Annotated in this window: 13 protein-coding genes; 8 read left to right on the top strand and 5 right to left on the bottom strand. The window is 67.6% G+C overall.

What is annotated here, in order from left to right; all coding sequences use genetic code 11:
• Positions 1–206: 206 nt before the first annotated feature.
• Together HLH27_RS09505 and HLH27_RS09500 are read right to left on the bottom strand one after the other, a co-directional pair.
• Positions 207–1,190 (bottom strand): GAF domain-containing protein, encoded by a 984-nt coding sequence (locus HLH27_RS09505; protein ID WP_182949784.1) that lies wholly within the window; start codon positions 1,188–1,190, stop codon positions 207–209.
• A gap of 158 nt (positions 1,191–1,348) precedes the next feature.
• Positions 1,349–1,582 carry a hypothetical protein gene (locus HLH27_RS09500; protein ID WP_182949783.1) on the bottom strand — a complete coding sequence of 78 codons (234 nt, stop codon included), beginning with the start codon at positions 1,580–1,582 and terminating at the stop codon, positions 1,349–1,351.
• Between HLH27_RS09500 and HLH27_RS09495 the strand changes: the two genes are divergently transcribed.
• The 7 genes from HLH27_RS09495 to HLH27_RS09465 all read left to right on the top strand — a co-directional run bounded on the left by HLH27_RS09495 (position 1,550) and on the right by HLH27_RS09465 (position 8,916).
• A complete protein-coding gene (locus HLH27_RS09495) occupies positions 1,550–2,569 on the top strand; it encodes an MYG1 family protein (RefSeq protein ID WP_182949782.1) in 1,020 nt (339 codons plus the stop codon). The two genes, HLH27_RS09500 and HLH27_RS09495, sit on opposite strands and share 33 nt — an antisense overlap.
• A 79-nt stretch (positions 2,570–2,648) precedes the next feature.
• On the top strand, positions 2,649–3,389 hold the full coding sequence (locus HLH27_RS09490; protein ID WP_220790355.1) for an SDR family NAD(P)-dependent oxidoreductase: 741 nt from the start codon (positions 2,649–2,651) through the stop codon (positions 3,387–3,389).
• A 24-nt stretch (positions 3,390–3,413) separates the two neighbouring features.
• The gene (locus tag HLH27_RS09485; RefSeq protein ID WP_182949781.1) at positions 3,414–4,493 is read left to right on the top strand and encodes a phosphotransferase; all 1,080 of its coding nucleotides are present in this window, start codon (positions 3,414–3,416) and stop codon (positions 4,491–4,493) included.
• Between the two features lie 76 nt (positions 4,494–4,569).
• A complete protein-coding gene (locus tag HLH27_RS09480) occupies positions 4,570–6,015 on the top strand; it encodes an NAD-dependent succinate-semialdehyde dehydrogenase (protein ID WP_182949780.1) in 1,446 nt (481 codons plus the stop codon).
• On the top strand, positions 6,008–6,835 hold the full coding sequence (locus HLH27_RS09475) for a nitroreductase family protein (RefSeq protein WP_182949779.1): 828 nt from the start codon (positions 6,008–6,010) through the stop codon (positions 6,833–6,835). The genes HLH27_RS09480 and HLH27_RS09475 overlap by 8 nt, the downstream gene beginning before the upstream one ends.
• An 11-nt stretch (positions 6,836–6,846) precedes the next feature.
• Complete coding sequence (gene bla / locus HLH27_RS09470; RefSeq protein WP_182949778.1) at positions 6,847–7,698, top strand: class A beta-lactamase; 852 nt, start codon at positions 6,847–6,849, stop codon at positions 7,696–7,698.
• 123 nt (positions 7,699–7,821) lie between these two features.
• The gene (locus HLH27_RS09465; protein WP_182949777.1) at positions 7,822–8,916 is read left to right on the top strand and encodes a branched-chain amino acid aminotransferase; all 1,095 of its coding nucleotides are present in this window, start codon (positions 7,822–7,824) and stop codon (positions 8,914–8,916) included.
• Positions 8,917–9,039: 123 nt separating this feature from the next.
• On the opposite strand, the gene HLH27_RS09460 is transcribed toward HLH27_RS09465, so the two are convergent.
• The 3 genes from HLH27_RS09460 to HLH27_RS09450 all read right to left on the bottom strand — a co-directional run bounded on the left by HLH27_RS09460 (position 9,040) and on the right by HLH27_RS09450 (position 12,578).
• Complete coding sequence (locus tag HLH27_RS09460) at positions 9,040–9,393, bottom strand: RidA family protein (protein ID WP_182949776.1); 354 nt, start codon at positions 9,391–9,393, stop codon at positions 9,040–9,042.
• Between the two features lie 85 nt (positions 9,394–9,478).
• On the bottom strand, positions 9,479–10,777 hold the full coding sequence (locus HLH27_RS09455; RefSeq protein ID WP_182949775.1) for a cytochrome-c peroxidase: 1,299 nt from the start codon (positions 10,775–10,777) through the stop codon (positions 9,479–9,481).
• Positions 10,778–10,931: 154 nt separating this feature from the next.
• On the bottom strand, positions 10,932–12,578 hold the full coding sequence (locus tag HLH27_RS09450) for a phospholipase C (protein WP_182949774.1): 1,647 nt from the start codon (positions 12,576–12,578) through the stop codon (positions 10,932–10,934).
• A gap of 329 nt (positions 12,579–12,907) precedes the next feature.
• Between HLH27_RS09450 and adhP the strand changes: the two genes are divergently transcribed.
• Positions 12,908–13,936 (top strand): alcohol dehydrogenase AdhP, encoded by a 1,029-nt coding sequence (gene adhP / locus HLH27_RS09445; protein ID WP_182949773.1) that lies wholly within the window; start codon positions 12,908–12,910, stop codon positions 13,934–13,936.
• The last annotated feature ends 1 nt before the right edge of the window (position 13,937 follow it).

Here is a 13,937-nt window from a genome sequence, read left to right as displayed (position 1 = left end):
CGCTGTCGGTCCAGCATTTCCATATTTTGGGATAATGTCAGGATGGTCGGGGTGCTTCTTCGGTCAGACTGGCTCAGCGGCGAGCCACTTCTCCGGTCGGGCACGACGAATGCCCCAGGGTGCGACCGGTTTTGAACACGCATTCGTGCGTGAATGCCCGCAAATGGGTTTCTGACCGAGGGCGCTGCCGATATTGGGGGGATGGATCAGCCAGTCGAATCCTGGCTGGAATCGACGCTGCCTTTCAGGCCGTAGTACCGTACCCGTCGGTTGATCGTCGCGCGGCTGAGGCCCAACGTGCGCCCTGCCGCGCTGACATTGCCCCCTGACCGTATCAGCGCCCGGCGGATGGCTGAGCGCTCGGCGGACGGCAGCCCGTCCTCGGCGGTGTTCAGAAGGTCGTTTGCGCAGATGCCGGCCTGCAGACGGGCATCCGACAGTTTCAGCATCACCCGCGCGGCCCGTGTGGCGGCATAGACGACATCGTCGGAATCGACCGCCAGGAGTGCGTTGCCCGACCGGCCCGGCGTGCCCAGCGAGATGATCCGGTGCGCGGGGAACATTGCATGAAAATGATCGCATTCGACCTGTCGTGCGGCCGAGGCGACGAGGGAGGCCACGATCCGTCGCGATTCCCGTTCCATGTCCGGGCCGTACAACGATACGTTGAACGCGCCGCCGATGCGGCCCTGATGATCGAATATGGGAGCGACGACGCATGTCATGACCATGTCGCGTGCGAAGAAATGTTCGTCGCTGTTGATGATCAGAGGCGTTTCCTCGACCAGACAGGTGCCGATGCCGTTGGTGCCTTCGATGGCTTCGCTCCAGTCGGCGCCCCGTGTCAGGCCCCATTGCGCCACCTGCGCCTTGTCTCCATCCTTCGCCCGCATGGCCAGGATGACGCCATTCGGATCTGCGTACCCTACCCACATGCAGAAGGGTGCCAGCATGGTCGATAGATGCGACAGGGGCTGCATGACGTGTGACAGGAAGGGGCCTGACTGTTCATCCGATCGGCGCAGTTCGCTTTCCGTCAGGACATGGCGGCTGGAATGTGCGTGGGGATCGAGCCCATAGCGGGCGATGCAGCGCCGCCATGATGCGACGACGCCCGACCGCGCCGCCGCATCGGCCGCGATCGATGCCTGAATCCGTGACGCATGGGTCGCTGGGGAGGCCAATGACATCGTGTCCTGTCCCGATAGGCTGTTCGTGGTTCGGATACGGGCCGGAGCCTGCCGTATGCAGCCGTCCGAGGTGGAGCGGCCTTGCATGGCTGGCGATCGCGCGGGGCATCCCCCACGAACTGCCGAAACGCCGGTTGCATCCGTGATGGCGGAATTCATCACGGCATTTCGAGAACGGTAAAGAACCCTGACGGTTGTATCACGCCGGAGTGATGGAAAAGCGTGCCCGTGATCCTGCGGGTGACATCATCGGTGTGGATTTCCGGCCGTGTCGCAATGGCGTGTTGTGTCGTACCGGTCGGTACGGCATGAGGGGCGCCTGAAACAAATCCTCTTCTGAATGTCGGCAGGTCCTGAATATGGCGGAACAGACTCCCATCGGTCTCGATCATGAGGTCACTCAAGTCCGGGCCTTGACCCATTCGGGAAATTTTCATGCTGATGAGACGCTGGGCTACGTCATCCTGCATTACGCGCTCGCGCCGCGCGGCGACCTGAAGGGACGGGTGATGGGAGAGGGCGCGGCTGACCGCCTGCTCTTCAGCCGGTCCAGAGCGCCCGTGCAGATCCAGGCGGCGGATATCGTGTTCGATGTCGGCGGTGTGTACGATCCCGCGAAGGGACGCTACGACCACCATATGAAGAACAAGCCGCTGCGCGAGGACGGCACGCCGTACAGCGCGGCGGGGCTGCTGTGGAAGGATTACGGTCGCGCCGCGATCCGCAACATTCTTGCGACGCCGGTGGACGAGGCGTTGTGCGGCACCATCTGGCAGGCCGTCGACAAGGCGCTGATCCTGCCTGTCGACCAGGATGATAACGGTGTGGCGAAAATGGGCCGCCTGTCCCTGGCGGAGCTTGTGTCGACCTGTGGACCGCCATGGGACACCACGGAACTGTATGGGGCCGAGGAAGCGGCGCGCCGGGAGATGGAGGGCTTCGCGAACGCGGCGGAGATCGTTGCCCGGCATCTGCTCGGCACGGTCGATCGCGCGCGCGCCAGCCTGAAGGCGACGCACCGCGTGTTGGACGCCTACGCACGGGCGGAGGACAAGCGCATTCTGGTGATGGATACCGGCATGCCGGCCGAAAAGGTGATCTTCGAGAACGATCTGCCGGTCGTCTATATCGTCTCGCCGGCTGGGGCCCAGTGGAACGTCAAGGCCGTGCCGCCGGCACGGGGCGAATTCGGGCAGCGCGTGTCGCTGCCGGAAGCCTGGGGCGGCCTGGAAGGCAAGGCACTGGCCGAGGCTTCGGGTATCGCTGATGCCGTCTTTGCGCATCCGGCCCGGTTCATCTGCGGCGCGGGTAGCCGCGAGGGCGCGCTGGCCATGGCCTGCCGGGCGCTGGAGATCGGCACGGCGCCAGCCGCATCCTGACCCCTGCGCCATGGCCCTTGTTCATGACGAGGGTCACGGCGCATGATCGCCTCGCGACGGGCGGGGAGGGTTCGAGGACATGGCCGACCATCAACCGATCATGCTCCTGACCGGTGCCAGCCGGGGGATTGGTCATGCGACGGTCAAGCTGTTCCAGGAGCGGGGGTGGCGTATCCTGACCGTGTCGCGGCAGCCGTTCGACCCGGCCTGTGCATGGCCCGCCGCGCGCATGAGCCATATTACCGCCGACCTGAACGACCTGCCGGGCATCGCGCGGCTGGCGGACGAGGTGCGGGCCCGCCTGCCGGACGGCCGTCTGCATGCGCTGGTCAATAATGCCGGTATTTCGCCCAAGGGACCCGATGGCGGGCGCCTGGGCGTGCTGGAGAGCGACCTGTCGGTGTGGGCCAGCGTGCTGAACGTCAACCTGGTCTCGATCGCGCTGCTGGTGCGGGCGCTGGCGCCGGAACTGGAGGCGGCCTCGGGCTCGGTCGTCAATGTCACCTCGATCGTCGGGTCGCGCGTGCATCCGTTCGCCGGGGCGGCCTATGCGGTATCGAAGGCCGGGCTGGCGGCGCTGACCCGGGAAATGGCGAACGAGCTGGGGCAGCGGAACGTGCGGGTGAATGCGATCGCGCCGGGTGAGATCTCGACCGCGATCCTCTCGCCGGGGACCGACCAGCTTGTGGCGTCGGACGTGCCGATGAAGCGGCTGGGGGCGCCGCGCGAGGTGGCCGAGACGATCTATTTCCTGTGTTCCTCGGCCTCGTCCTACATCAACGGGGCGGAGATCCATATCAATGGCGGCCAGCATGTCTGAGAATCCGATTGGACATGCGCGCCGGTGACGGGTCCCGAGGTGCCGGCGGGGCTGGAAGCGGCCTTTGCCCAGTTCTGCTGCGACCGGCCTGCCATCGATGTGGCGCAGGCGCGGGACATTGCGTGGACGGTCTATGGGCTGGACGTGTCCGCGACCGCCCTGCCGGGGGAGCGGGACGCCAATTTCCTGCTGCGTGACGCGGATGGAAGGCGGACGGTGCTGAAGGTCATGAATGCGGTCGAGACGACAGAGGATGCCGCCTTCGTCTCGCGCATCATGGAGCGTCTTGCCGGAGAAATAGGGGAGTTCGGGCTGGCCGGGATTGTCCCTGCCCGAGGGGGGGAGGCGATTGCCGTCCTGACCGTGCCCGGCGCGGAAGGGCTGATGGTGCGCATGGTCGGGTGGGTGGAGGGCGTGCCGATGGGCGCGGGCACCCGGTCGGCGCGTCTGGCCCATGGGACGGGGCGGGCGGTCGGGCTGATGGCGCGGGCATTGCAGGACATGGCGCCGCCGGGGCAGGAGCGGGCGGTCCTGTGGAATTCGCTGCGGGTGGGTGACCTGGGGGGATTGCTGCCCCATGTGCCGCAGCCGGCGCGCCGCCTGGCGATCGCGGGGTTTCTCGACCGGTTTCGCGACCGGGTGCGTCCGCTGGTCGATGCGTTGCCCCGGCAGCCGATCCATAATGACCTGAACGGGTCGAACCTGCTGGTTGCGGCGGATGATGCCGGGCGGGTGGCGGGGATCGTCGATTTCGGCGATGCGGTGTTTGCCCCGCGCATCAACGATCTGGCGGTGGCTGCATCGTACCAGATGGGGGAAGGTCGCGACCCGCTGGGCGGCGTGGCGGCGATGCTGGCCGGGTTTGCGACCGTGGTGACGCCGGAGGCGGCGGAAATCGAATTGCTGTTCGATCTGGTGGTGGCGCGGCTGGTCCTGCGTGTGCTGCTGACGGAGTGGCGCAGCGTGCTGTTTCCCGCCAATCGCGATTATATCCGCCGCAACAGCGTGCAGGCCGGGCAGGCGCTGGACTGGGCGCTGGCCCTGCCGCCCGGGAGGGGGCGGGACGCGATCCGCGAGGCGTGGGCCGGCCGGCAGGGAGGCTGATGCGGCCTCTTTGACCGGCAGGGGCGGATGCGGCAAGCTCCCGTCCCATTCGTCCAGTTGCTGGAGGCTGCCCGACATGTCGTCTTATCCGGATACCTTGCTGTTCATCGACGGCCAGTGGACCGCGGCGCGGGACGGGCGGTTTATCGATGTGGTCAATCCCGCGACCGAGCAGGTCATCGGGCGGGTCGCCCATGCCGGCCAGCCCGACCTGGCCGCCGCCGTGGCTGCCGCCGAGCGGGGCTTTGCGCTGTGGAGCCGCATGTCGGTGTTCGACCGCTATCGGATCATGCGCCAGGCGGCGACGCTGCTGCGGGCGCGGGTCGACGGGATTGCCCCGGTGCTGACCCTGGAACAGGGCAAGCCGCTGGCCGAGGCGCGGACGGAATTGCTGGGGGCGGCGGATACGATCGACTGGCTGGCCGAGGAAGGGCGCCGGGCCTATGGGCGGCTGATCCCGTCGCGGGCGGTGGGGGTAAGTCAGGCGGTGATCCGCAGCCCGGTGGGGCCGGTGGCGGCGTTCTCGCCATGGAACTTCCCGGTCAACCAGGTGGTGCGCAAGGTCGGCGCGGCGCTGGCGACCGGCTGTTCGATCATCGTCAAGGCCGCCGAGGAAACGCCGGCCGCGCCGGCCGCGCTGATCCGCGCCTTTGCCGATGCCGGGGTGCCGGCGGGGGTGATCGGACTGGTCTATGGCACGCCCTCGGAAATCTCGGAGATGCTGATCGCGCATCCGGCGATCCGCAAGGTGACGTTTACCGGCTCGACCGTCGTGGGGAAGATGCTGGCCGCGCTGGCGGGGTCGCACATGAAGCGGGCAACGATGGAGCTGGGCGGGCATGGGCCGGCCATTATCTGCGCCGATGCCGATATCGACCGGGCGGCGGCGACGCTGGCGGCGGCGAAATTCCGCAATGCCGGGCAGGTTTGCGTCTCGCCCACCCGTTTTCTGGTGGAGCGCCCGGTTTTCGGCCGGTTCGTGGAGCGGTTCGCCGCCGTGGCGAAGGAGATTCGTGTCGGAGACGGGTTGCTGCCCGAGACGAAAATGGGACCGCTGGCGAATGTGCGGCGCGTGGAAGCGATGGAGGCCCTGATCGGGGATGCGACGGGCAAGGGGGCGAAGATTGTGACCGGGGGCCAGCGGATCGGCAATGCGGGCTATTTCTTCGCGCCGACGGTGCTGACCGACCTGACCACCGACATGCGGATCATGAACGAGGAGCCGTTCGGCCCGGTCGCGCTGATGAACCCGTTCGATACGCTGGACGAGGCGCTGGCCGAGGCCAATCGCCTGCCTTACGGGCTGGCGGCCTATGCCTTTACCGGCGCCGCGCCCACGGCCGCCCGCCTGCGCGACGAGGTGCGGGCCGGGATGCTGACGGTGAACCATCTGGGGCTGGCGCTGCCGGAAGTGCCGTTCGGCGGGATCGGCGATTCCGGCTATGGCTCGGAAGGCGGCAGCGAGGCGCTGGATGCGTATCTGGACACCCGGTTCGTGACGATCCGTGACTACAATGTCTGACGCGGCCACGCTGAAGACGCTGTGGGCGGCGCGTTACCGCGAGGGTGCCGCGCCCGGCGGCCTGCCCGACGAGGCGATGCTCCGCCATCTGCTGGCTCATCGCTCGGTGCGTGCCTATCGGCCCGACCCGGTGGCGGAGCGCGTGCTGGAGGGGGCGGTGGCGGCGGCGCAGTCGGCTTCGACCTCGTCCAACCTCCAGGTGTGGAGCGTGGTGGCGGTCGAGGATGCCGGGCGGCGGGCGCGGCTGGCGGAACTGGCCGGCGGGCAGGCGCATATCCGCCAGGCGCCGCTGTTCCTGGCCTGGCTGGTGGATCTCTCCCGGCTCGCGCGGCTGGGGGCGGAGCGGTCGCATGCCACCGAGGGGCTGGATTATCTGGAGACGTTCCTGGTCGGCGTCGTCGACGCAGCGCTGGCGGCGCAGAATGCTGCCGCCTTCCTCGAAGCCCAGGGGCTGGGGATCGTCTATATCGGCGGCCTGCGCAATCACCCGGAGCAGGTGGCGCGCGAACTGGGGCTGCCGGATCGGTGCATGGCGGTCTTTGGCATGTGCGTGGGCCATCCGGACACGGACCGACCTGCCGCGATCAAGCCGCGCCTGCCGCAATCGGTCGTGCTGCATCGCGAACGCTACGACATCGCGGGCGAGGATGAGGCAATCGGGCGGTATGACGGGATCGACGAGGCCTTCCAGCGCGAACAGGGGCTGGCGCCGCGCGCATGGTCCGACGCCATGGTGCGCCGCGTGGCCGGGCCGCAATCGTTGAGCGGTCGCGACCGGTTGCGCGAGGCGCTGGATGCGTTGGGATTTGCGCTGCGATAGGGATGACGCGCATGCGACGCCGCGATTTTCTGCAAGCCGCGCCGGCCCTGCTTGTGTCTCCGGCCTATGCGGGGGCGGCGGGGCCGATCGCGGCGTATGAGCGGGCGACGGGCGGGAATGTCGGCGTTTTTGCCCGGAATATCTCCAGCGGAAAGATTTTTGCCTGGCGGCAGAACGAACGGTTCGTGATGTGCAGCACGTTCAAGGCGTCGCTGGCCGCCTGCGTGCTGGCGCATGTCGACCGGGGGCAGGCGGACCTTGACGAGGTCATCGGCTTTGCGGCGGCGGATATGGGGGAGATGTATGCCCCCGTCGCGAAGCGGAATCTGGGCCGTGGCAGATTGTCGGTGCGCGAGATGTGCGCGGGGGCGGTCGAATTCAGCGACAATGTCTGTGCCAACAAGCTTCTGGCGCGTATCGGCGGCCCGGCCGTGCTGACGCGATTCTGGCGGGCGCTCGGCGACGACGTGACGCGCCTTGACGATATCGAGCCCCTCCTGAACCGCACGCCCCTGGGTGGGGTGCGCAATACGACGACGCCCGAGGCGATGGCCGGAATCGTCCGGCATCTTGTCCTGGGCGATGTGCTGTCGGACGGATCGCGGGCGATGCTGAAGGACTGGATGGTCAATTGCCAGACCGGAAAGAACCGCCTGCGCGCGGGCCTGCCCGACAACTGGGTCGTGGGCGACAAGACGGGGAATAACGGCAGGGACATTGCCGGCGATCTTGCGATTGCCTGGCCCGGAGGCAGTGGGCCGATGGTCATGGCGGTCTATACGCGCGGCGGTGTGCCGACCGAGGCGCAGTTCGCCGCGCTCTTTGCCGGTATCGGGCGGCAGGTGGCCGCGACGCTGGGGTAACGGCCCGCGGACTTGACGCGCCGCGTGATCTGGGGACTCTGACCGGTCGGGGCGTGCCGTGTGGCGCGTGCCTGTCTTGTCGTGCATGCGGCACGCATCGTTTCGTCGTGAGAGAGCAGGATCATGGATAGCGCCGATCAATTCCGTTTCACGCATATTCCGCACCCCGCGCCGGTATCGGCGGCACGGCGTACGGAACTGCTGGCCAATCCGGGGTTCGGCCGCGTCTTTACCGACCACATGGCGGTCGTCCGCTACAAGGAAGGGCAGGGTTGGCATAACCCGACGATCGAGGCACGCGCGCCGATCGCGCTCGACCCCGCCGCCGCGGTGCTGCACTACGCGCAGGAGATCTTCGAGGGCATGAAGGCCTATCGCGCCGCCGATGGCGGCGTGGTGATGTTCCGCCCCGATGCCAATGCCCGCCGCTTTCGTCAGTCGGCCGAGCGGATGGCCATGGCCGAGGTCCCCGATGTGCTGTTCCTGGAGGCGGTGCGCGAATTGGTGCGGGTCGATCGCGACTGGATTCCGTCGGGCGAGAGCGCCAGCCTGTATCTGCGGCCGTTCATGATCGCGAGCGAGGCTTTCCTGGGCGTGAAGCCCTCGTCGGAATATCTGTTCATCGTCATCGCGTCGCCCGTCGGGGCGTATTTCAGCGGTGGTGCGGTGTCGGTCTGGGTGTCGGAGGATTATACCCGCGCCGCCCCCGGGGGCACGGGCGCCGCCAAGTGCGGCGGCAATTATGCCGCCAGCCTGCTGGCCCAGCGCGAGGCGAAGGCGCAGAACTGCGACCAGGTGCTGTTCCTGGATGCCGCCGAACATCGGTGGATCGAGGAGATGGGCGGCATGAACATCTTCTTCGTGATGAAGGACGGCACGCTGGTCACGCCGCCGCTGGGGGGCACGATCCTGCCCGGTATCACCCGCGACGCGCTGCTGACGCTGGCGCGCGACAAGGGGCTGACGGTGCGCGAGGAACGCTACAGCATCGAGCAATGCTACGAAGATGCGGCCAGCGGGCGCCTGGTGGAAGCCTTTGCTTGTGGCACGGCGGCGGTCGTGACCTCGATCGGCCGTTTCCGCGGGCATCGGGGGGAGATCGTGATCGGTGCCGGCAATGGGGCCGATCCGGTGACGGAAGGGCTGCGCGATGCGCTGATCGGCATCCAGCGCGGCCAGCGTCCGGACCCTTATGGCTGGGTCCAGCGCGTCGACTGATCGACACGATATGGCGGGGCAACCAGGCCCCGCCTTTCCGATCTATTGAATAAAAACAAGATGGTTTGCAAAGGCCGCCGGCCTTTGCCGGGGTCAGGGGCAGAGCCCCTGAAACGCGCCCCCTTACGGGATGGCAGCAATGCCCGTCAGTTCCACGCGCCAGGCGGGGTCGGCCAGACGGGCTTCGACGGTTGCGCGGGCTGGCTTGTTGTCGCGGTCCAGCCAGTGGTCCCACGCGCGGTTCATGCCTTCCAGATCGTCCATGTCGGCCAGGAAAAGCTGGACCGAGAGCAGGTGGCTCTTGTCGGTGCCGGCTTCGGCCAGCAGGGCGTCGACCTGGCGCAGGATGTCGGCCATCTGTCCTTCGATTTCCAGCGACGGGTCCTCGGTGACCTGACCGGCCAGGTAGACCAGCCCGTTATGGATCGTCGCGCCGCACAGGCGGGTTTCGGGTTGCAGGCGGGTAATCGGACTCATGGCCGGTCTCTCTGTTCGTGGGTCGACGGAACGAACGATAGAATAACATGGGCGCCCGTGACAGATGGACCCGTGATCCGTTGGATCAGCGGGCCGGATGGTCGGTGAGCATGTGCAGGAAGGCGATGATGTCCTGCCGCTCGCGCGGGGTCAGGGCCGGTGCGTCGCCTGGATGGCGGTCGAACGGGGCGTCGGTGATGTCGAGATTGGCGTGATAGGGGGGCGGCAGGTCGTCGTACCGCATCGGCCGGCCGTCGTGATCTTTCGGGTAGATGCGGTCGGGGGCGACATCCCGCAGGACGTAGAAATCCATCACCTCGTCCAGCGTGCGATAGACGCCATTGTGGAAAAAGGCGTGCCGAGTGGCGGCATTGCGCAGGGTCGGTGTGACGAACAGGCCGCACAGGTCGGCACGGCCGACCATGTCGGTGCGGACCGGCCCGCAGAGTCCCAGATCGTGAAAGGCGGGATCGCGGTTGGCTGCTAGCGTGCGGTTGCGGGGAATGCCCAGGGCCTCGAACTGATGGTCGGTCAGCAGCGGGGGCGTGCCGTCCGGTCGGGGGCGGTCGGGGTGGCAGGCGGCGCAATTGCCCTTTGCCGGGTCATTGAACAGCAAGTAGCCGCGGCGCTGGGCGGGCGTCATGCGGGCCCGGCCCTCCAGCCAGTCGTCGAAGGGGCTGGCATAGGGGTGGAAGGACGGGTCTTCGATCTGATAGCGCGCGATGGCGAACAGGGCTTCGGACAGCAGCAGGTCGTCCGAACGGGCGACGGCGGGGCCGCCCAGGCGGCGCAGCATCGGGGCGTATGGGCCTCGCGCGAGGCGGGCCAGGACGATGGCGCGGGTGGAGGCCATCTCGTCGGGGTTGAACAGGGGGCCGTTGATCTGCTGTTGCAGCGTGTCGGCGCGCCCGTCCCAGAACAGGCCGCCCTGCGGGACCAGGTTGGCGGCGGAATCGGTATTGTTCTGTGCCGTCTTGGCGCCGTGTGGGCCGATGGCGGCGGTGGACGGCGTGGCGGCGGATTCGGTCTCGGCATCGTCTGGCCCGATGCTGAAGCCGGGGCGGGTTTCCAGATAGGTGAGGGTCGGGACCGCGCGCAGCCCGTCCCGCGTCAGGTCGGTGCCGCCCTGTGCCACGGCGGCCGAGCCGGCCGGGGCGTAGTGATGGGCGGGATCGTGGCAGGAGGCGCAGGATTGCCGCCCCGAGCCGGAGAGGGCGGGGTCGTGAAACAGACTGCGCCCGATCTGCGCCATCGCCGAGAGCAGGACGGTGGGCGGCCGATGCAGCGTGATGGGACAGGGGTTGCTGCCGTCCAGTGTCGGCAGGCAGGCGGCCAAGGCGGGGACAGGCAGGAGCGCCAGAAATGTGCAGAGTTTGAAAAACATTTTGTAATGTCTGGGTGTTTTTCGATGTCGGTGGCGTTCTGTCAGGGCTATGCTCTGGCTCCCCGGCAAGAGGCTTGCCTCCTGCACCTCCTCAACGAATAGAGATGAAGGGGACGAGAGTCCCCTTCCGTGTGCAGGGCTGAGCCCTGCGTGCTTAGTGCGCACTCCGCAGCGGCTCGCCCGTCTTGGGATTCAGCAGCAGGCGGCCCATCCGGGGCGGCTGGGTGAAATCGAACAGGTCGCGCAGGTCGGTGGCGTCGGCGTCGAAGGCGCCGCCGCCCAGGCGTGCGCCGTGCAGCCAGTTATCCTCGATGAAGCGGGTGACCGAGCTCTGGGTCAGCAGGACGTGGCTGACATGGTTGGTCTTGGCCCACGGCGAGACGACCAGCAGCGGGATGCGGGTGCCGGGGCCGCAGCGGCCGTTGACGGGGCGGCCGTCGACGCCCATCGGGCGGGGGGTGCTGCCGCAGCGGCCGGGGCCGTCCAGCTGGTCGGCTTGCGGATCGCTGGAGGAATGGGTGGGGGGGACGAAGGCGTGGTCGTACCAGCCGTCGGAATCGTCCCACGCGATGATGATGGCGGTGTCGCGCCATTCCGGCCGCTGCTGCACCATGTTCAGGATTTCGACGATACCCTGCTGTTCGTCCAGCGGGTCGGAATAGCCGGCATGGCCGTCCTGATAGCCCGGGAGCTTGAGGAACGAGACCGCCGGCAGGTTGCCGGCGCGCAGGGCGGCGGTGAAATCGCGCAGATCATATTCATGGTTGGCCGGATCGCGCGTGATGCCGTCTGCCGCGAAAGTGTGGCCGATGGCGGCGATCGAGGCCGGGCGGGCATGGGTGGGGTTGGCGGTGCTGGGGAAATACTGGAACCAGTTATGGTGGGGGATGTAGTCGACGATGGTCTCGCCCACCACGGGCGAGGGGGTGGAGCGGGCGCAGCCGGTCGTGCCGTTGGGGTTGCGCGTATCCAGCGCGAAGCCGCCCATGAAGCCGCCCCAGCTGATGCCGGCCTGGTTCAGCAGGTCGCCGACATTGCGCCCGCGCATCGTGACCTGGTTGTCGGGAACCGAGCAGACATCGTAGGCCGGATCGATGTCGTTGATCATCGTCCAGCCGCCCTGGCCGTCGGCGATATAGGGCGTGTAGGCATGTTTAGTGGCCGCCTGCTGCGTCGTCCTGACGATCTGCATGCCGCCGGTCTGGCCCGAGACCACTTCCAGCGCGCCGGGGGTGGAGGGGCCGTACGTGTCGGTATAGGTGGCGTCGCTCATGGCGAAATGCTGGGCGTATTGCCACAGCGCGGTGACGGTGTTGCCGTCGAAATAGCCCATGACCTGGCCCCGGGTGGCGAAGGCGCCCACGCCGCCGGGGGTGCCCCGCCCGGTATGGAGGGGGAACAGGTCGGCCTTGCCGCCGTGATAGGCCATCTGCTCGGCGGTATAGGCGTGGTTCTGGTCGGCGGTGGCGGCCTGGGTGCGGTCGAGGCGGAACGGCAGGCTGGCATCCGGGCCGTTGGCGGGGCCGGCATTGGGATTGCTGGTCAGCAGCCCCGCCGTGACCAGCGTATTGACCGCCGGCGTATCGGGCCGTGCCGTGAAGGCAGGTTCGCCGGGCGGGTTGGCGGCCTGCGGGTAGGTGGCGAAATAATGGTCGAACGAAACATTCTCGTCATACACCACGATCAGGTGCCGGATCGGCGTTGCCGTCGCTGCGTTTTCGGCGGGGGCGGCCATGGCGGGCGTGATGGCCAGCAGGGCCGCGAGGGCGCCGGCGAGGCGGACGGGGCGGGGAGGGGTCATGCCGAGCGCGTATCCTGCTGATTCCGGTTCTGCGGCCCCGGAGGCGAACCGATCGTGCGGGACGATCGCCTTCGGGCCATCGCCGTCCCGACGGCGGCCCCGGCGGTCGGCTCTCGTTCTATAGGGCGTGGGCCGGGCCTTGGCCAGAATGGAACGGGAGCGAAAGAGTATGAATTGTTCATGATACATGCCGGAGGCGGGCGCGCGGCCATGCGCCGGCCCCGATCCATGGGGGCTTGACGTAGATCAGGTCCGGCCGCGTGCAGGCAGGCTAGCATGCCCGGCATGGCGCCCTAGTGCGCCACCCCCATGCATTGCGAGGAACGAGCATGACCGGAAAGATGAAGGCCGCCGTCGTCCGTGAATTCGGCAAGCCGCTGACGATCGAGGAACTGGATATTCCGACGATCCGTCCCGATCAGATCCTGGTCCGCCTGGATGCGTGCGGCGTGTGCCACACCGACCTGCATGCTGCCCGGGGGGACTGGCCCGTGAAGCCGAAGCCGCCTTTCGTGCCGGGGCATGAGGGGGTCGGGCATGTGGTGGCCGTCGGCGGTGCCGTCAAATGGGTGAAGAAGGGCGACGTGGTGGGCGTGCCCTGGCTGTATTCGGCATGCGGCCATTGCGAACATTGCCTGGGCGGGTGGGAGACGCTGTGCCCCACGCAGGACGATACGGGCTATACCGTCAACGGGTGTTTCGCCGAATATGTGGTGGCCGACCCCAATTACGTGGCGCATCTGCCGAAGAACATCGACCCGTTGCAGGTCGCGCCGGTGTTGTGCGCGGGGCTGACGGTCTACAAGGGCCTGAAGATGACCGACACGCGACCCGGCCAATGGGTCGCGGTGTCGGGCGTGGGCGGGCTGGGCCAGATGGCGGTGCAGTATGGCGTGGCCATGGGGCTGAACGTCATCGCGATCGATATCGACGATGAGAAATTGCAGACGGCCAAGGTGCTGGGCGCGGCGCTGACCGTGAATGCGCGGTCGGTCGATCCCGCGCCCTATATCCAGGCGCAGGTCGGCGGCGCGCATGGGGTGCTGGTCACGGCGGTTTCGCGCTCGGCCTTCGCGCAGGCGATGGGCTTTGCGCGGCGCGGCGGCACGATCGTGCTGAACGGCCTGCCGCCGGGGGAATTCCCGATTTCCATCTTCGACATGGTGATGACCGGGGTCACGGTCCGGGGGTCGATCGTCGGCACGCGGCTGGACATGATCGAGGCGCTGTCCTTCTTCGCGGACGGCAAGGTCAAGACCGTGATCGAGCCCGACCGGCTGGAGAACATCAACCAGATCTTCGCTGACCTCGAGGCGGGCAATGTGCATGGGCGCAAGGTGCTCGACCTGCGGGGGTAGG

It is taken from the genome of Gluconacetobacter takamatsuzukensis, assembly GCF_014174275.1.
In the GTDB taxonomy this organism is placed as follows: domain Bacteria; phylum Pseudomonadota; class Alphaproteobacteria; order Acetobacterales; family Acetobacteraceae; genus Gluconacetobacter; species Gluconacetobacter takamatsuzukensis.
Note: the sequence above shows the minus strand (reverse complement) of the source record. Positions and strands in the feature narration are given on the sequence as shown.

What these genes read in the sequence shown, in the direction of transcription:
- HLH27_RS09505 (WP_182949784.1), bottom strand. Translation starts at nt 1,190, where the DNA reads ATGTCATTGGCCTCCCCAGCGACCCATGCGTCACGGATTCAGGCATCG.
- HLH27_RS09495 (WP_182949782.1), top strand. Translation starts at nt 1,550, where the DNA reads ATGGCGGAACAGACTCCCATCGGTCTCGATCATGAGGTCACTCAAGTC.
- HLH27_RS09500 (WP_182949783.1), bottom strand. Translation starts at nt 1,582, where the DNA reads ATGATCGAGACCGATGGGAGTCTGTTCCGCCATATTCAGGACCTGCCG.
- HLH27_RS09490 (WP_220790355.1), top strand. Translation starts at nt 2,649, where the DNA reads ATGGCCGACCATCAACCGATCATGCTCCTGACCGGTGCCAGCCGGGGG.
- HLH27_RS09480 (WP_182949780.1), top strand. Translation starts at nt 4,570, where the DNA reads ATGTCGTCTTATCCGGATACCTTGCTGTTCATCGACGGCCAGTGGACC.
- HLH27_RS09475 (WP_182949779.1), top strand. Translation starts at nt 6,008, where the DNA reads ATGTCTGACGCGGCCACGCTGAAGACGCTGTGGGCGGCGCGTTACCGC.
- bla (WP_182949778.1), top strand. Translation starts at nt 6,847, where the DNA reads ATGCGACGCCGCGATTTTCTGCAAGCCGCGCCGGCCCTGCTTGTGTCT.
- HLH27_RS09465 (WP_182949777.1), top strand. Translation starts at nt 7,822, where the DNA reads ATGGATAGCGCCGATCAATTCCGTTTCACGCATATTCCGCACCCCGCG.
- HLH27_RS09460 (WP_182949776.1), bottom strand. Translation starts at nt 9,393, where the DNA reads ATGAGTCCGATTACCCGCCTGCAACCCGAAACCCGCCTGTGCGGCGCG.
- HLH27_RS09455 (WP_182949775.1), bottom strand. Translation starts at nt 10,777, where the DNA reads ATGTTTTTCAAACTCTGCACATTTCTGGCGCTCCTGCCTGTCCCCGCC.
- HLH27_RS09450 (WP_182949774.1), bottom strand. Translation starts at nt 12,578, where the DNA reads ATGACCCCTCCCCGCCCCGTCCGCCTCGCCGGCGCCCTCGCGGCCCTG.
- adhP (WP_182949773.1), top strand. Translation starts at nt 12,908, where the DNA reads ATGACCGGAAAGATGAAGGCCGCCGTCGTCCGTGAATTCGGCAAGCCG.